Genomic DNA, 15,946 nt, shown 5'->3' on the forward strand with positions numbered 1-15,946 from the left:
AAAACAAAAAGCGCGAGCCGCAGCGGTTCGCGCTTTTTGTTTTTTCATCGCCCCGCCGCGGCGGGATGCACGGTTCACACCGCGCGCTTCATCCGCGTAATCGGCAGCACACGCAGGTGCGATTCGATCGACGGGCACAGCGACTGCCCTTCGAAACGCGCCGCCAGGAAGTCGACGAACGAACGCACCTTCGCGGACACGTGGCGACGGCTCGCGTAGACCGCATAGATCGGCGCCTCGTGCGGCGGCACCGCATCGAGCAGCACCGGCACGAGCCGGCCGGACTCGATGTCGTCGCCGACCACCTCGGTGCCGAGCAGCGCGATGCCCGCGCCCGCGAGCACGGCCGCACGCAGCCCTTCGAGGTGATTCACGATCAGGTTGCCGTTGAGGCTCACGCGCGACGCGGCGGCCGCGTCGATCACCAGCGAGTCGAGCATCGTCGAATTCGAGTCGCGCCGCAGGTAGTTGTGGTGTGCGAGATCGGCGATCGTCTGTGGCGTGCCGTGCTTCTCGAGATACTCGGGCGACGCGACCAGCAGGATGTGCGCGGTCGCGATCTGCCGCGCGACCAGCGACGACGATTTCAATCCGTTCGGCGCCGCGCGCACCGCGACGTCGTAGCCTTCCTCGATCAGGTCGACCACGCGATCGGACAGCGTCATGTCGACGGTCACGTCCGGGAACCGGCCCGCATAATCGGTGACGGCCTGCATCACGTGCCGCAGCCCGAACGCGGACAGCGACGTGACGCGCAGCCTGCCTTGCGGCACCACGCTCGCGGCGCCGACGGCCTGCCCGGCTTCGTCGAGTTCAGACAGCGCCTGCACGAGGCGCTCGTAATATTCGCGTCCGGCCTCGGTAGGCGCGACGCGTCGTGTCGTGCGATGCAGCAGCCGTGCGCCGAGCTGCTGCTCGAGATGCATCACGTGCTTGCTCGCCATCGCAGCCGACATCTGCATGCGCTCGGCCGCGCCGACGAAGCTGCCCACTTCGACGACGTAGCGAAACACATTCATGCTGACGAGGGTATCCATCGAACTAGCTCGTAATGACGGGGGAATGGTCCAATTACGAGATAGGGTAACAAAGGCGAGGAAACAGAAAGGTCAAGAAAGGCAAAACGGCGCCGCGGGTGGCGGCGCCGTTCTGGCGGGAAAACATGCAGTCGGGACGCGTTTTTCGCGTGCGACCGGCGAGCCGGCCGCGCGTGCGCGTCAGAACTTCGCGCGGATACCGGCGCCGAACGTGTTGCCGCTCGACAGGCCGCTGATGTGATCGTTCATGTACGCCGCGTAGACGTCCGTGCGCTTGGACAGCGGGTAGTCGTAGCCGACGGCCCAGGTCTGGCGCGTCTGGTCGAGGCCGCCCGCGTCGCGCGAGTACGCGTACGACGCCATCGCGCTGCCCACGCCGAGCGGCACCGACACGCCGCCTTGCGCGGTGTTCACGTGCCAGCTGCCCGCGACCTGGTCATTCTTCGTATACATGTACTGGCCGAACAGCTTCACGAGCTTCAGGTCGTAGGTCGCGCCGACGAGCGCGATGCCCTGGCTCTTCATGCCGGCCACCAGCGCGCTCAGGTCCTGCGGGCCGTTGTTGAAGTTCACGTACTGGTACGTGGCGGTCGCCGCGAACGGGCCGTTCGCATAGTTGAACTGCGCGCTCCACTTCTTCGAACGGTTGTCGCCGGCCTGGTTGCCGAGCGCGTACATCGCGCCGAAATTCAGGCCACCGAACGAAGGCGACGTGTACGACAGCGCGTTGTTCCAGCCCGAATCGCCGACGGCACCCTGGTCGCTCGGGTAGGTCGGGAACGTGCCGAGGCCGAGGAACACGTGGTACACCATCGGCGAGAAGGTGTACGAATCGTAGAACGGGTTGAACAGGATCGTCGACAGGAACAGGTGCGTCGTCAGGCGGCCGGCCGTCACCGTGCCGTACGGCGAATCGATGCCGACGTACGCGTTGCGTGCGAAGAACGTGTCGCCCTGGAAGCGGCCGAACTGGCCGTTCTGCGCACGGAAGAAGCTTTCCAGCGTGAAGATCGCCTTGTAGCCGTTGCCCAGATCCTCGGTGCCGTGCAGGCCCCAGTACGACGTCGACATCCCGCCGCCGCTCACGTTCCACGCGCGGTCGCCGCCCGGGAACTTGGTTGCGCCGACCCATTCGTCGACCTGACCGTAGAGCGACACGCTCGACTGTGCATGGACGGGAGCGGTAGCCGCCACGCAGGCAGCCGCGGCGATCAGCTTGACGGACGTGCGCGACGCACGGCGAGCGAATGCTTTCATTGGATCTCCAGATTTTGTCGAATTGTCGATAAGTGGCGCGAGCGTTGTTTTTTGGAGCCGAGTGCTTGCGTCGTATGGGGCGCAGCCATCTTTACGGATCATTCGTCCGGTCAAAATTGCGCACACTTATTGCTGGTATAGCGGCGGCATTAACTTCGCGGAATTGATACATGGCCGGGTACCCGCCGGCGGCCCGGCGTGAACGCGGTCGCACGGCCGGGCGGCGGCGTGGCACACGCGAACCGGGCGCGAAAGATAGCGCAATGCGGCGGGAAAATCAGCGGAAATCTGTGCGCGACTGTGGCGAATTCGCATCAGCCGGCGGGGGGACGAGCGCGCGGGCGCTCAGTTTCGGTAGAACGGGGAGAAAAACGGCGAATGCGCAGGCTCTTCCTGCGAACGGGGCGGCGGCATCGGACGGCCACCGCGCTCCTCGTTGTAGCGCGCGACGTCGGCGCGGATCGAACCGGCGCGCAGCGGCACGTTGCCGCCGCCCGGCGGGCGCGGCACCTGGCGCACGTCGGCGCTGATCGGCCGATACGGGTTCTGCGCGGCGTAGTGGCCGTACGACGGCGTCGGCCGCAGCCCCCAGCGGGAGCCGTAGCCGCTCACGCCGCCGGCGCGTGCACCGGCGGGGGGCGCAACGCGGCGCCAGACAGGTACACCGCCAGCCGGCTGACCGTACGCGCGCATGTCGCCGCCACCGAAGCCGTGGCCGCCGAACGCATGACCTCCGTGGGGCGGCTGCGCGAGCGCGAGCGGCATCAGCAGCGCGCCGAGCACGCCTGCCACCCATCGTCCGATCTTCCGTTTCACCCGTTCCGTCATCGTTCAGTGCCTGTCCATGCCCGCCGCCGGTTCCTTTCGGCCGACCCAAGGCTTTCAGCAGTAATTTATGGGCGGTCCGAAAGCGTGTCGAGCCAAAAAGTGTTATGTCGCCGGCATCGGTGTAACACCATGTTACTGCTAGGTTTTTTCACTTCAGCATGCGACCGGGACAGAACATTCTTCTGCCGTTTTACGCATGGCCGGGCCGGTACCGTGAGCGCCGCCGCATGAGATTGATTCATCAATCGATTCACACAATGAATTTGTGTAGTGAATCACCAACCGGGACAATGGCGCCATCCGCGCGCGCGACGCGCGCCTGAGTCGTTTCCGAATCGAGTTCCCGATGGCCCGTCCCCGTTTTCTTCCCGACAACTTCACGCTCGCGCTCGTCGGCACCGTCGTGCTCGCGAGCCTCCTGCCCTGCCGCGGCCCGGCCGCCCACGCGTTCAACTGGGCGACCAACATCGCCGTCGGCCTGCTGTTCTTCCTGCACGGCGCGAAGCTGTCGCGCGAAGCCGTCGTCGCGGGCGCGACCCACTGGCGGCTGCACGCGGTCGTGCTGCTCAGCACGTTCGCGCTGTTCCCGCTGCTCGGCCTCGCGCTGAAACCCGTGCTGCAGCCGCTCGTCACGCCGACGCTGTATGCGGGCGTGCTGTTCCTGTGCACGCTGCCGTCGACGGTCCAGTCGTCGATCGCGTTCACGTCGATCGCGAAAGGCAACGTGCCGGCCGCCGTGTGCGCGGCATCCGCGTCGAGCCTGCTCGGGATCTTCGTCACGCCTGCGCTCGTCGGGCTGATGATCACGTCGCAGTCGGCCGCCGCCGCGTCGCCGTGGAGCACCGTCGGCAGCATCGTGATGCAGCTGCTTGTGCCGTTCATCGCCGGCCAGTTGCTGCGGCCCGTGATCGGCGGCTGGATCGACCGCAACCGCGGCGTGCTGCGCTTCGTCGACCAGGGCTCGATCCTGCTCGTCGTCTACGTCGCATTCAGCGAGGCCGTCAACGAAGGCCTGTGGCACCAGATCCCGCCGCGCGCGCTCGGCGGCCTGCTCGTCGTCAACCTCGTGCTGCTCGCGATCGCGCTGTTGCTGACCGCGTTCGTCAGCAAGCGGCTCGGCTTCAACCGCGCCGACCAGATCACGATCATCTTCTGCGGATCGAAGAAGAGCCTCGCGGCCGGCGTGCCGATGGCGAAGGTGATCTTCTCGGCGAACGCGGTCGGTGCGATCGTGCTGCCGCTGATGCTGTTCCACCAGATCCAGCTGATGGCGTGCGCGGCGCTCGCGCAGCGCTGGGGGGCGCGCGACATGAGCGGCGAGCACGACGAGGGCGACGCGGCGCCCGGCGCGCTGAGCGCCGGGAAACGCTGACGATCGGGGCGGCGGGACGGCCATTGGGTGGTGCCGTCCCGGCGTTTCGGCGTTTCGGCGTTTCGGCGTTTCGGCGTTTCGGCGTTTCGGCGTTTCGGCGTTTCGGCGTTTCGGCTTTCGGCTTTCCGCTTTCCGCTTTCCGCTTTCCGCTTTCCGCTTTCCGCTTCCCGCTTCCCGCTTCCCGCTTCCCGCTTCCCGCTTCCCGCTTCCCGCTTCCCGCTTCCCGCTTTGAAGTGGTCAAGTAAGCTTGGACACCGATTAGGGCTAAGCAGCGAGCGCTTCGTAGTGCGCCGCCGCACCACCGCCCTCCCAACTGCGCACCAACGCGCCCGCGGGCGCGATGCACCAGCAATGCCCATCGCGTCACGAAATCTTCATTCAATTCTCCGCGGGCGGTGCCGTTAAGTCGGGCGTCCTGTCGATTCGGCTGCCCTCGCCCATGCCCGCGCCCCACTCCGACTCCGCTGCCGCCAGCACCACGCGCCTGATCGCGGATCGCGCGCTCGCCGCCGTCTTCCAGCCGATCGTCGATCTCGGGTCGGGGACGGTCGTCGGCTACGAGGGCCTGATACGCGGCCCGCGCGGCACCGACCTCGAGCCGCCCGCCGCGCTGTTCGCGCAGGCCGCGCGCGAAGGCGAGACCATCGCGCTCGAACAGGCCGCCGCACTCACCTGCCTCGACGCGTTCGCGGCGCTCGGCTGCGACGGCAAGCTGTTCCTCAATTTCAGCGCGGGCACGATCCTGCAGCTCGCGCGCGAACGCGAGCGCGCCCGCCTGCTGCTCGGCCGCGCGCGGATCGACGCCGAGCGCATCGTGATCGAGCTGACCGAGCAGAACGCGACGACGGACGTCGCCCATATCGGACCGGCGGTCGCATCGCTGCGCGACGCCGGCATCCAGTTCGCGCTCGACGACTACGGCACCGCGAACGCGAGCATGAACCTGTGGCTGCGCCTGCATCCGGACGTCGTGAAGATCGATCGCTTCTTCATCCACGACATCGCGCGCGACCCGCTGAAGTTCGAGGCCGTGAGGGCGATGCAGCACTTCGCGCAGGCGAGCGGCGCGCAACTGATCGCGGAAGGCATCGAGAACGAATGCGACCTGATCGTCGTGCGCGACATGGGTATCTGCTGCGTGCAGGGCTTCCTGCTCGGCCGGCCGAACGCGCAGCCGTCGCGGGTCGTCGCGCCGGCCGCGCGCGACGCGATCCGCGCGCCGCACATCGCGGTGTTTCCCGGCGCGACGCGTTCGGTGCGCCCGGCCGGCACGATCGCCGGGAAGATGCTGGTTCCGGCGCCGGCGCTGCCGCGCGACGCGACCAGCAACGACGTGCTCGACCTGTTCAACCGGATGCCCGACCTGCACGCGGTCGCCCTCGTCGAACGCGGGCGGCCCGTCGCGCTCGTGAATCGCCGCGGCTTCATCGACCGCTTCGCGCTGCCGTACCACCGCGAGGTGTTCGGAAAGAAGCCGTGCCTGCAGTTCGCGAACGACGCCCCGCTGATGATCGACAACGCGACGACGTTCGAGCAGCTCGCGATGCTGCTCGCGAGCCACGACCAGCGCTATCTCGCGGACGGCTTCGTAATCACCGAACACGGCCGCTACATCGGGCTCGGCACCGGCGAGAGCCTCGTGCGTGCGGTGACCGAGATGCGCATCGAGGCCGCGCGCTATGCGAATCCGCTGACGTTCCTGCCCGGCAACATCCCGATCAGCGCGCACATCGACCGCCTGCTCCAGCGCGACGCCGGCTTTCATGCGTGCTACGTCGACCTGAACCAGTTCAAGCCGTTCAACGACCAGTACGGCTACTGGCAAGGCGACGAGGTGCTGAAGTTCGCCGCGACGGTGCTGGCCGGCGTGTGCGATCCGCAGCGCGACTTTCTCGGGCACGTCGGCGGCGACGATTTCCTCGTGCTGTTCCAGCGCGACGACTGGCGCGAACGCGCCGCCGACGCGATCGCACACTTCAACGACGGCGCGCAGCTCTTCTACACGCAGGCCGACCGGCAGGCGGGCGGGCTGCACGGCGAGGACCGCCACGGCAACCCGGCGTTCTTCGGCTTCGTGACGATGGCGATCGGCGCGGTCGGCGTGCCGGCCGGCGCGCACGGCGCGAAGCGCTACGGCAGCGACGAGATCGCATCGGTCGCCGCGCTCGCAAAGCGGCGCGCTAAACAGCAGCCGGACGGGCTCGCGGTCGTCGATCTCGATGCGGGCCGCGCCGCGCTGCGCCATCGCAGCGAACCGCCGGCCGCGGCCATCCGTTGAACGGTGGGCGGCCGGCGTCCATCGTTCGCGGGCACGGCGGCGCCCGATACGGCGGTGGCGCCGGTTCGCCGGTTCGCCGGTTCGCCGGTTCGCCGGTTCGCCGGTTCGTCCGTTCGTCCGTTCGTCCGTTCGTCCGTTCGTCCGTTCGCCAGTTCGCCAGTTCGTCCGCCCCGCCCCGTCACGCGGCCCGGCCCTTCGTTGCGCACCGCGTTCCCGCCGACCTGAGCAGGCCGCCAGGCACGCGTGCGCGCTGGCCTGAAACCGGCCCGCTGGCCGCCGCGCCCCGCTCGCCGGACACCCGCACGCCCACCTTGCCTTTTTCGCGTTTTGTTTAGTATTTTTAGTAACGGCGTTTTCGCAGATTAGCGCTTAAAAACCCGTTATTCGCGGGTATTCCCCGGCTATCCGGCCCGAATTCCGCGATATGTTTTACTATACAATCGCTTTCACCCTAAACAAACCGGACCCCGAACGATGGGAACCACCATTCGCGATGTGGCGCGGGCGGCAGAGGTCTCGATCGGCACCGTCTCCCGCGCGCTGAAAAACCAGCCGGGCCTGTCCGAAGCAACGCGTGCGCGCATCGTCGAGATCGCGCAGCGGCTCGGCTACGATCCAGCGCAGTTGCGGCCGCGCATCCGCCGGCTCACCTTCCTGCTGCACCGCCAACACAACCGCTTTCCGGCCAGCCCGTTCTTCTCGCACGTGCTTCACGGCGTCGAGGACGCATGCCGCGAGCGCGGCATCGTGCCGACGCTGCTCACGGTCGGGCCGAACGATGACGTGCTGCGCCAGATGCGCCCGCACGCGCCCGACGCGATCGCGGTGGCCGGCTTCATCGAGCCGGAGACGATCGAGGCGCTCGCCGCGACCGGCCGGCCGCTCGTGCTGATCGACCTGTGGGCGCCCGGCCTGCGCTCGGTGAACATCGACAACGCGACGGGCGCGGCGCTCGCGATGCGCCACCTGCTCGCCACCGGCCGCTCGCGGATCGCGTTCATCGGCGGCTCGCCCGCGCACTACAGCATCGCGCAGCGCGCGATCGGCTACCGGCGCGCGTTCTTCGAGGCCGGGCGACTGTTCGATCCCGCCTATGAAGTGACGATCGACGCGGGGCTCGATCCCGACACGGGCGCCGCGCGTGCGATGGAGCAGTTGCTCGACGCGCCGGGCCCGCGCCCGGAAGCCGTCTTCGCATACAACGACGCGGCCGCGCTCGCCGCGCAGCGCGTGTGCACCGCGCGCGGGCTGCGCATTCCGGACGACATCGCGATCGTCGGCTTCGACAACATCCCGGCCGCCGCGCACGCGAGCCCGCCGCTCACGACGCTCGCGGTCGACAAGGAGGCGCTCGGCCGCCGCGGCGTCGAGCTGCTGCTCGCCGACTCACCCGAGCGCACCGAGATCTCCCTGCCCGTCGAGCTGATCGTGCGGGCCAGCAGCCAGCCCGCCGGCTCCCCGGCACTCGATATCGCAACGGCTACCGAATCATGAACATGCCCCCGGTCCAACCCTGCACGGCCGCACCGGCCGCCCACACGCAAGCCGCGCCGTTCGTCGCGAGCTTCCGCGATCCGTCGTTCCTGCTGTCGCACATCGAGGACACGCTGCGCTTCTACGCAACCAACGCGTTCGATCCGACGGGCGGCTTCTACCACTACTTCCGCGACGACGGCAGCATCTACAACCGCACGTCGCGCCACCTCGTCAGCAGCTGCCGGTTCGTCTTCAACTACGCGATGGCGTACCGGCATTTCGGCGATCCGCGCCACCTGGAATACGCGCGCCACGGGCTGCGCTTCCTGCGCGATGCGCACTGGGACGACGAGCTGCAGGGCTACGACTGGGAACTCGACTGGCGCGACGGCGCGAAGCGCGAGACCCTCGACGGCACACGCCACTGCTACGGGCTCGCGTTCGTGCTGCTCGCGGCCTCGCACGCGACGATGGCCGGCATCGACGAGGCGCGTCCGCTGATCGCGGCGACCTACGAGCTGGCCGAGCACCGCTTCTGGGATGCAGCCGCGGGCCTCTATGCGGACGACGCGACGCCGAACTGGATCGTGTCGTCGTACCGCGGCCAGAACGCGAACATGCACATGACGGAGGCGCTGCTCGCGGCCTACGAGGCGACCGGCCACCTCACGTACCTCGATCGCGCGGAAAAGCTCGCGTCCCACATCACGCAGCGCCAGGCCGCGCTGTCGGGCGGGCTCGTGTGGGAGCACTACCATGCGGACTGGTCGATCGACTGGGACTACAACAAGGAAGACAGCTCGAACATCTTCCGTCCGTGGGGCTTCCAGCCCGGGCACCAGACCGAATGGGCGAAGCTGCTGCTGATCCTCGAGCGGCACCGCCCGCTCGACTGGCTCGTGCCGCGCGCGGCCGAGCTGTTCGACGCGGCGCTCACGCACGCGTGGGATGCCGATCACGGCGGCCTGTACTACGGCTTCGGCCCCGACTTCACGATCTGCGACCACAACAAGTACTTCTGGGTGCAGGCTGAAACCTTCGCGGCGGCCGCAATGCTCGGCGCGCGCACCGGCAGCGAGCGCTTCTGGGACTGGTACGACGAGATCTGGCGCTACAGCTGGGCGCACTTCGTCGATCACCGCTACGGCGCGTGGTACCGCATCCTCACCTGCGACAACCGCAAGTACAGCGACGAGAAGAGCCCGGCCGGCAAGACCGACTATCACACGATGGGCGCGTGCTACGACGTGCTCGCGACCCTCGCGCGCGCGCAGCGCAGCGAGGCAACGCAATGAGCGGCGGCACGTTTCCGGCTTTCGTGTCGGCGGGCGACATCCTGACCGACATGGTGCGCGCGGGCGATGCGCAATGGACCTCGGTGCCGGGCGGCGCCGGCTGGAACGTCGCGCGCGCAGTCGCGCGGCTCGGCGTGCCGAGCGCGCTCGCGGGTTCGATCGGCGAAGACTGCTTCTCCGACGACCTGTGGCGCACGAGCGAAGCGGCCGGGCTCGACCTGCGCTTCCTGCAGCGCGTCGCACGGCCGCCGCTGCTCGCGATCGTCCACGAGACGCGCCCGCCCGCGTACTTCTTCATCGGCGAAGCGAGCGCCGATCTCGCGTTCGATCCCGCGCGGCTGCCGGCCGGCTGGACCGACCACGTGAAATGGGCGCATTTCGGCTGCATCAGCCTCGTGCGCGAACCGCTCGCGGGCACGCTGGCCGCGCTCGCGGCCGACCTGCACGCGCGCGGCGTGAAGATCAGCTTCGATCCGAACGTGCGGAACCTGATGACGGCCGCGTACCGGCCGACACTGGAGAAAATGGCGACGCTCGCCGACCTGATCAAGGTGTCCGACGAAGACCTGCGGCACCTGTTCGGCGGCGACGGCCCCGACGCGATCGCGGCGGTGCGTGCGCTGAACCCGCGCGCGGCCGTGCTCGTCACGCGCGGCGCGCAGGCCGCGACGCTCTACGCGGACGGCGACGTGCACGAGGCCAGCCCGCCGCGCGTCGAGGTGGCCGACACCGTCGGCGCGGGCGATGCATCGATCGGCGGCATGCTGTTCAGCCTGATGGCCGCGCCGCAGCGCACGTGGCGCGAGCATCTCGTGTTCGCGCTGGCGGCCGGCGCCGCGGCGTGCCGGCATACGGGCGCGCACGCGCCGACGCTCGACGAGGTCGTCGCGCTGATCGAACGCTGAGGGAAAGACGGTGACCGGACGCTGTTCGGTCACCGATAAGCGACGCTGTACATGCTGCGCCGCAGTGCTACGATGAAGTGTCCTTTTGCGGGAGAGCACGATGGACACGAACACGTTCACGAAAGGCATCTACACGGCCAAGGCGCATACCCAGCATGCGGGCAACGGGCAGTTCCAGGGTTACGTGATCCTCGCGCGCGACGACGGGGACGACACCGAGAACACGCGTTACGACGTCCACTCGACGAGCCCCAGCGAGGAAGAAGCGTTCGACGAGGCGAAAGCGCTCGCGCACCGGATTCTCGGCGAGATCGAGCTGTAACGCGTACCGCTCTTCAGGCGCGGCTCACAGCAGCCGCGCCACCATCGATAGCAGCATCGTCAGCACCAGCGTCGACATGAACGGGAACGGGTAGCGCCGCCCGCCGAGCGTCAGCGTGACGTCGCCCGGCATCCGCCCGATGCCGAGCTTGCCGAGCCACGGCCAGCAGCGCGTCAGGATCATCACCGCGACGAACGTCGTCAACAGCCAGCGCAGCATGCCGGGCTCCCGTCAGAGTGCGTGCGAGCGGTCGCCGCGCGCGAACGCGTCGAGCGTGCCGTCGATGCCGCGCGAGAACGCGATCACCTTGAACAGCTCGCCCATCTCGGCCTCGGAGATCAGCTTCTGCACCGCGTTCGCGGCCGGCAGGAATTCACGGATGTCCGACGGATCGATCGCGGCCAGCGCGTCGGTGATGCCCGCGTTCAGCAGGAAGCGCGCCTGCGACGTGTAGCCGAGCAGGTCGGCGCCGGTCGCGACAGCCGCGTCGTAGATGCCGGTGAATTCGACGTGCGCGGTGATGTCCTGCAGCCCCGGGTACAGGAACGGATCGTCGTGCGCATGGTGCCGGTAGTGGCACATCAGCGTGCCGCTGTCGCGCTGCGGGTGGTAGTACTCGTGAGCGGGAAAGCCGTAGTCGACCAGCAGCACCGCGCCGCGCCCGAGCATCGTGCAGACGGTGCGCGTGAACGCCAGCGCGGCCTCGTGCGTCTCGGTCACGTAGCCGTCGTGCGCATCGTCAAGACCCGCGAGCACCGGCGGCAGGCCGGCTGCGTCGGTGGGGCGGTCGTCGAACACGAACGCCTGCCGCGCGTCGAGCGCGACGCCGCGCTCGTGCCACACGCCGCCCGCCTTCGCGAACAGCCGCACCGGCATCGCGTCGAGCACTTCGTTGCCGACCACGACGCCGTCGAACCGTTCGGGCAGCGCGTCGAGCCAGCGCACCTTCGTGGCCAGCGCCGGCGCGGCGGCCTCGATCGTGTCGCGCTGCCGTCCGCGCAGTTCGCCGGACAGGTCGACGATCAGGTATTCGTCGAGTTCGACGCCCTGCGCGTCGAGCGCGGCGAGCAGCCCGGCCGCGAGCTTGCCCGTGCCGGCGCCGAATTCCATCACGCGGCGCGTATCGCTCGCCGCGAGCGCGTCCGCGACCGGTTGCGCGAGCGTCTGCGCGAACAGCGGCGACAGCTCGGGCGCGGTGACGAAGTCGCTGCCGTCGTCGGCGCGGCGCCCGAACTTGCGCGCGCCGCCGCTGTAATAGCCGAGGCCGGGCGCATACAGCGCGCGCTCCATGAAGCGGTCGAACGGCAGCCAGCCACCGGCCGCCGCGATCTCGTCGCGCAGTTGTGCGGCAAGGGTTTCGGACTGCGCGAGCGCGTCAGGGCCGGGAGCAGGTAAACTAGCGGGTTCGTGAGCTTTCGGGTTCATCCCGGCATTGTAAATGACCGTTTCAGCCGATACGTCGACCCAGCGCGTGGCGCTCGTCACCGGTGCCCTGGGCAGCGCGGCCGACGCCGCGTCGATCGGTCGTGCGCTCGCGACGGGATTCGCACGGCGCGGCTGGGACGTCGCGCTGCAGCGCAGCCCCGGTACGCCGCGCGCGGCCGCCGACGCGCTCGTCGCCGAAGTCGCGGCGCTCGGCCGCCGCGCGGTCGTGCTCGACGCCGATCTGGCCCTGGAAGCCGACGCCGCCGCGCTCGTCGCCGCATGCGGCGCGGCGCTCGGCCGGCCTGCGTGCGCGGTGTTCGTGAGCGCCAGCGCGGGCGCCGACGACGCGCACTCGGTGGACGGCGCGTCGCTCGCCGGCGCACTCGCGCGCAACGTGACGGCGCCGCTCGCGCTGGCCCGTGCGCTCGCCGACGCGACGCCCGACGCCGCGCGCGAGCATGAGGCGCTGCGCGCATGCGCGATCCACGTGCTGGACCAGGCGCTGTTTCGCCCTGCGCCGGCGCAGTTGTCGCACGCGCTGATGCAGGCCGCGCTGAACCGCGCGACGGCGGCGCTGGCGCTCGCGCTCGCGCCGAAGGTGCGGGTCGCGGCGCTGGTGCGCGGCCACGCGCCGCACGCGGACGACATCGCGGCGGCGGCCTGCTATCTCGCGAGCGCGCCCGGCGTCACGGGTGCGACGCTGACCGTCGACGGCGGCGAGCACCTCGTGCCGCCCGCCGCCGGCCCGAATGAATGAACTGCGCGGATCGCGCGGCCTGACTGCCGCCGCCCGCGCCGCTTTGCGTGTGCGCACGCCAATTTGACTGGGACGACCATGTTTTCCGCTCTCCTGCACCCCCGCCTCGCGGACTGCCGCAGGCTCTACCTGCGCGACTACGAAGTGCACATCAACATCGGTGCCTTCGAACACGAGAAGCGCGGCGAGCAGCGCGTCGTCATCAACGTCGACCTGTTCGTGCCGCTCGCGCTGTCCACCCCCGTCGACGACCGGCTGCATGAAGTCGTCGACTACGACCTGATGAAGCAGAGCGTCGCGCAATGCGTGGCGCGCGGCCACATCCACCTGCAGGAAACGCTGTGCGACGCGATCGCCACGCACCTGCTGGCGCACGCTGCCGTGCGCGCGGTACGCGTCTGTACCGAGAAACCGGACGCTTATCCGGACTGCGACGCCGTCGGCGTCGAAGTCTTTCGCATCAAGGACGAGGAGCGCGCATGAACGCCCCCCACATGAATGACACGGCGGCCGATGCCGCCACCCTCGACGCAACCGACGCCCCGGCGGGCCGCCAGGTGCTGACGCGCCGTGAACAGAAGGAAGCGTACGAGAACAACAAGCTGTTCAAGCGGATCGTGCGCCAGGTCGGCCAGGCCATCGGCGACTACAACATGATCGAGCAAGGCGACAAGGTGATGGTGTGCCTGTCGGGCGGCAAGGACAGCTACGCGATGCTCGACGTGCTGCTGCGCCTGCGCGAGCGCGCGCCGATCGACTTCGACATCGTCGCGGTGAACCTCGACCAGAAGCAGCCGGGCTTCCCCGAGCACGTGCTGCCCGAATACCTGAAGCAGGTCGGCGTGCCGTTCCACATCGAGAACCAGGACACCTACAGCATCGTCAAGCGGCTCGTGCCCGAAGGCAAGACGACCTGCTCGCTGTGCTCGCGGCTGCGCCGCGGGATCCTGTACCGCGTGGCCGGCGAGCTCGGCGCGACCAAGATCGCACTCGGCCACCACCGCGACGACATCGTGCAGACCCTGCTGCTCAACATGTTCTACGGCGGCAAGCTGAAGGGGATGCCGCCGAAGCTGCAGTCGGACGACGGCAAGAACATCGTGATCCGCCCGCTCGCGTACGTGAAGGAAACCGATCTCGAGAAATACGCGGAACTGCGCGAATTCCCGATCATCCCGTGCAACCTGTGCGGCAGCCAGCCGAACCTGAAGCGCGCGGAAATGAAGGCGCTGATCCGCGAATGGGACAAGCGCTTCCCGGGCCGCGTCGAGAACATGTTCAACGCGCTCGCGAAGGTCGTGCCGTCGCACCTGATGGACACCACGCTGTACCCGTTCCAGTCGCTGCGCGCGACTGGCGTTGCCGATCCGCAAGGCGACATCGCGTTCGACGAGGAACCGTGCGCGTCGGGCGACGACACGGCCGCGCCGGGCGCCGCCAAACCGATCTCGATCGTCCAGTTCGACGACCTGTAAGCGGGGTCCGAACACCCGTCGGAACGGGGCCGCGCGGCCCTTTTCCGGGGCTGTCGCCCCGCCGCGACAGCCCCGGAACGGCGGGGGCCGCATGCTAAAATGGACGGCTTCGAACTCCTCTGACAAGCTGGCGCCATGAATATCGTGATTTTGGCGGCAGGCACCGGCAAGCGCATGCGTTCCGCGCTGCCGAAAGTGCTTCACCCCCTGGCCGGCAGGCCGCTCCTCTCCCACGTCATCGACACCGCGCGCACGCTGCAGCCGTCCCGGCTGGTCGTCGTCGTCGGTCACGGCGCCGAGCAGGTCCAGGCCGCCGTCGCCGCGCCCGACGTCCAGTTCGCGGTGCAGGCCGAGCAGCTCGGCACCGGCCACGCGGTCCGCCAGGCGCTGCCGCTCCTCGATCCCGCGCAACCGACGCTCGTGCTGTACGGCGACGTGCCGCTCACGCGCACGTCGACGCTGCAGCGCCTCGTCGACGCCGCACGCGAAGGCCGCTACGGGATTCTGACCGTCACGCTCGACGATCCGACCGGCTATGGCCGCATCGTGCGCGACGTGTCCGGCTTCGTCACGCGCATCGTCGAGCAGAAGGATGCATCGCCGGAACAGCTGAAGATCGCCGAGATCAACACGGGCATCATCGTCACGCCCACGGCCCAGCTGTCGATGTGGCTCGGCGCGCTGAAGAACGAGAACGCGCAGGGCGAGTACTACCTGACCGACGTCGTCGAACTCGCGATCGAGGCCGGTTTCGAGGTCGTCACCGCGCAGCCCGACGAAGAATGGGAAACGCTCGGCGTGAACAGCAAGGCGCAGCTCGCCGAGCTCGAACGCATCCACCAGCGCAATATCGCCGACGCGCTGCTCGTCGACGGCGTCACGCTCGCCGATCCGGCGCGCCTCGACGTGCGCGGCACGCTGCGCTGCGGCCGCGACGTGTCGATCGACGTGAACTGCGTGTTCGAAGGCAACGTGACGCTCGCCGACAACGTGACGATCGGCGCGAACTGCGTGATCCGCAACGCGTCGGTCGGCGCGGGCACGCGCATCGACGCGTTCTCGCACATCGACGGCGCCGAGCTCGGCGCCAACACCGTGATCGGCCCGTACGCGCGGCTGCGCCCCGGCGCGCAGCTCGCGGACGAAGCCCACGTCGGCAACTTCGTCGAGGTGAAGAATGCGGTGATCGGCCGCGGCTCGAAGGCGAACCACCTCACGTACATCGGCGACGCCGACATCGGCGCGCGCGTGAACATCGGCGCGGGCACGATCACCTGCAACTACGACGGCGCGAACAAGTTCCGCACCGTGATCGAGGACGACGTGTTCGTCGGCTCCGACACGCAGCTCGTCGCGCCCGTGCGCGTCGGCCGCGGCGTGACGATCGCCGCCGGCACGACGATCTGGAAGGACGTGGCCGACGGCCTGCTCGCGCTGAACGAGAAGACCCAGACCGCGAAGAGCGGCTACGTCCGCCCGGTCAAGAAGAAGAGCTGAACCTTTTGCGAGCGCCCGGGCG

15 protein-coding genes are annotated in these 15,946 nt (G+C 68.8%); 10 read left to right on the forward strand and 5 right to left on the reverse strand.

Annotated elements, in window-relative coordinates; translation table 11 throughout:
• Positions 1 to 74: 74 nt before the first annotated feature.
• The 3 genes from ACPTTF_RS16120 to ACPTTF_RS16130 all read right to left on the reverse strand — a co-directional run bounded on the left by ACPTTF_RS16120 (position 75) and on the right by ACPTTF_RS16130 (position 3,122).
• Complete coding sequence (locus ACPTTF_RS16120; protein ID WP_423371726.1) at positions 75 to 1,037, reverse strand: LysR family transcriptional regulator; 963 nt, start codon at positions 1,035 to 1,037, stop codon at positions 75 to 77.
• Between the two features lie 180 nt (positions 1,038 to 1,217).
• Positions 1,218 to 2,294, reverse strand: coding sequence for a porin (locus tag ACPTTF_RS16125; protein ID WP_129513130.1), 1,077 nt, complete (start codon positions 2,292 to 2,294; stop codon positions 1,218 to 1,220).
• A 345-nt stretch (positions 2,295 to 2,639) separates the two neighbouring features.
• Positions 2,640 to 3,122, reverse strand: a complete 483-nt coding sequence (locus tag ACPTTF_RS16130) for a peptide-binding protein (RefSeq protein WP_423371727.1) — start codon at positions 3,120 to 3,122, stop codon at positions 2,640 to 2,642.
• A gap of 346 nt (positions 3,123 to 3,468) precedes the next feature.
• On the opposite strand from ACPTTF_RS16130, the gene ACPTTF_RS16135 reads away from it, so the two are divergent.
• From ACPTTF_RS16135 to ACPTTF_RS16160, 6 genes are all read left to right on the forward strand, one after another.
• Entirely contained in the window at positions 3,469 to 4,494 is a 1,026-nt protein-coding gene (locus ACPTTF_RS16135) for a bile acid:sodium symporter family protein (protein WP_166962678.1), read from the forward strand.
• Positions 4,495 to 4,933: 439 nt separating this feature from the next.
• On the forward strand, positions 4,934 to 6,772 hold the full coding sequence (locus ACPTTF_RS16140; RefSeq protein ID WP_166962676.1) for an EAL domain-containing protein: 1,839 nt from the start codon (positions 4,934 to 4,936) through the stop codon (positions 6,770 to 6,772).
• 474 nt (positions 6,773 to 7,246) lie between these two features.
• Positions 7,247 to 8,266, forward strand: coding sequence for a LacI family DNA-binding transcriptional regulator (locus ACPTTF_RS16145; RefSeq protein WP_423371728.1), 1,020 nt, complete (start codon positions 7,247 to 7,249; stop codon positions 8,264 to 8,266).
• The gene (locus tag ACPTTF_RS16150; protein ID WP_166962672.1) at positions 8,263 to 9,543 is read left to right on the forward strand and encodes an AGE family epimerase/isomerase; all 1,281 of its coding nucleotides are present in this window, start codon (positions 8,263 to 8,265) and stop codon (positions 9,541 to 9,543) included. The genes ACPTTF_RS16145 and ACPTTF_RS16150 overlap by 4 nt, the downstream gene beginning before the upstream one ends.
• Positions 9,540 to 10,448, forward strand: coding sequence for a carbohydrate kinase family protein (locus ACPTTF_RS16155; protein WP_423371729.1), 909 nt, complete (start codon positions 9,540 to 9,542; stop codon positions 10,446 to 10,448). The genes ACPTTF_RS16150 and ACPTTF_RS16155 overlap by 4 nt, the downstream gene beginning before the upstream one ends.
• A 100-nt stretch (positions 10,449 to 10,548) precedes the next feature.
• Positions 10,549 to 10,770 carry a hypothetical protein gene (locus ACPTTF_RS16160; RefSeq protein ID WP_011353424.1) on the forward strand — a complete coding sequence of 74 codons (222 nt, stop codon included), beginning with the start codon at positions 10,549 to 10,551 and terminating at the stop codon, positions 10,768 to 10,770.
• A 24-nt stretch (positions 10,771 to 10,794) separates the two neighbouring features.
• Here the strand turns inward: ACPTTF_RS16160 and ACPTTF_RS16165 are convergent, their stop codons facing one another.
• Positions 10,795 to 10,989, reverse strand: a complete 195-nt coding sequence (locus tag ACPTTF_RS16165) for a DUF2905 domain-containing protein (RefSeq protein ID WP_059667113.1) — start codon at positions 10,987 to 10,989, stop codon at positions 10,795 to 10,797.
• Between the two features lie 12 nt (positions 10,990 to 11,001).
• The gene (locus ACPTTF_RS16170; protein ID WP_423371730.1) at positions 11,002 to 12,195 is read right to left on the reverse strand and encodes a class I SAM-dependent methyltransferase; all 1,194 of its coding nucleotides are present in this window, start codon (positions 12,193 to 12,195) and stop codon (positions 11,002 to 11,004) included.
• A 13-nt stretch (positions 12,196 to 12,208) separates the two neighbouring features.
• Between ACPTTF_RS16170 and ACPTTF_RS16175 the strand changes: the two genes are divergently transcribed.
• The 4 genes from ACPTTF_RS16175 to glmU all read left to right on the forward strand — a co-directional run bounded on the left by ACPTTF_RS16175 (position 12,209) and on the right by glmU (position 15,924).
• On the forward strand, positions 12,209 to 12,952 hold the full coding sequence (locus ACPTTF_RS16175; RefSeq protein ID WP_423371731.1) for an SDR family oxidoreductase: 744 nt from the start codon (positions 12,209 to 12,211) through the stop codon (positions 12,950 to 12,952).
• Between the two features lie 78 nt (positions 12,953 to 13,030).
• The gene (locus ACPTTF_RS16180) at positions 13,031 to 13,435 is read left to right on the forward strand and encodes a dihydroneopterin aldolase (RefSeq protein WP_423371732.1); all 405 of its coding nucleotides are present in this window, start codon (positions 13,031 to 13,033) and stop codon (positions 13,433 to 13,435) included.
• Complete coding sequence (gene ttcA, locus ACPTTF_RS16185) at positions 13,432 to 14,427, forward strand: tRNA 2-thiocytidine(32) synthetase TtcA (protein ID WP_166962662.1); 996 nt, start codon at positions 13,432 to 13,434, stop codon at positions 14,425 to 14,427. Before ACPTTF_RS16180 ends, ttcA begins: the two co-directional genes overlap by 4 nt.
• Positions 14,428 to 14,562: 135 nt before the next feature.
• Positions 14,563 to 15,924 (forward strand): bifunctional UDP-N-acetylglucosamine diphosphorylase/glucosamine-1-phosphate N-acetyltransferase GlmU, encoded by a 1,362-nt coding sequence (gene glmU, locus ACPTTF_RS16190; protein ID WP_423371733.1) that lies wholly within the window; start codon positions 14,563 to 14,565, stop codon positions 15,922 to 15,924.
• Positions 15,925 to 15,946: the final 22 nt, after the last annotated feature.

It is taken from the genome of Burkholderia crassaminum, from assembly GCF_964265005.1.
In the GTDB taxonomy this organism is placed as follows: Bacteria; Pseudomonadota; Gammaproteobacteria; order Burkholderiales; family Burkholderiaceae; genus Burkholderia.

Excerpts from the sequence above, each read along its gene's own strand:
- ACPTTF_RS16120 (WP_423371726.1), bottom strand. The coding sequence starts at position 1,037 with ATGGATACCCTCGTCAGCATGAATGTGTTTCGCTACGTCGTCGAAGTG.
- ACPTTF_RS16125 (WP_129513130.1), bottom strand. The coding sequence starts at position 2,294 with ATGAAAGCATTCGCTCGCCGTGCGTCGCGCACGTCCGTCAAGCTGATC.
- ACPTTF_RS16130 (WP_423371727.1), bottom strand. The coding sequence starts at position 3,122 with ATGACGGAACGGGTGAAACGGAAGATCGGACGATGGGTGGCAGGCGTG.
- ACPTTF_RS16135 (WP_166962678.1), top strand. The coding sequence starts at position 3,469 with ATGGCCCGTCCCCGTTTTCTTCCCGACAACTTCACGCTCGCGCTCGTC.
- ACPTTF_RS16140 (WP_166962676.1), top strand. The coding sequence starts at position 4,934 with ATGCCCGCGCCCCACTCCGACTCCGCTGCCGCCAGCACCACGCGCCTG.
- ACPTTF_RS16145 (WP_423371728.1), top strand. The coding sequence starts at position 7,247 with ATGGGAACCACCATTCGCGATGTGGCGCGGGCGGCAGAGGTCTCGATC.
- ACPTTF_RS16150 (WP_166962672.1), top strand. The coding sequence starts at position 8,263 with ATGAACATGCCCCCGGTCCAACCCTGCACGGCCGCACCGGCCGCCCAC.
- ACPTTF_RS16155 (WP_423371729.1), top strand. The coding sequence starts at position 9,540 with ATGAGCGGCGGCACGTTTCCGGCTTTCGTGTCGGCGGGCGACATCCTG.
- ACPTTF_RS16160 (WP_011353424.1), top strand. The coding sequence starts at position 10,549 with ATGGACACGAACACGTTCACGAAAGGCATCTACACGGCCAAGGCGCAT.
- ACPTTF_RS16165 (WP_059667113.1), bottom strand. The coding sequence starts at position 10,989 with ATGCTGCGCTGGCTGTTGACGACGTTCGTCGCGGTGATGATCCTGACG.
- ACPTTF_RS16170 (WP_423371730.1), bottom strand. The coding sequence starts at position 12,195 with ATGAACCCGAAAGCTCACGAACCCGCTAGTTTACCTGCTCCCGGCCCT.
- ACPTTF_RS16175 (WP_423371731.1), top strand. The coding sequence starts at position 12,209 with ATGACCGTTTCAGCCGATACGTCGACCCAGCGCGTGGCGCTCGTCACC.
- ACPTTF_RS16180 (WP_423371732.1), top strand. The coding sequence starts at position 13,031 with ATGTTTTCCGCTCTCCTGCACCCCCGCCTCGCGGACTGCCGCAGGCTC.
- ttcA (WP_166962662.1), top strand. The coding sequence starts at position 13,432 with ATGAACGCCCCCCACATGAATGACACGGCGGCCGATGCCGCCACCCTC.
- glmU (WP_423371733.1), top strand. The coding sequence starts at position 14,563 with ATGAATATCGTGATTTTGGCGGCAGGCACCGGCAAGCGCATGCGTTCC.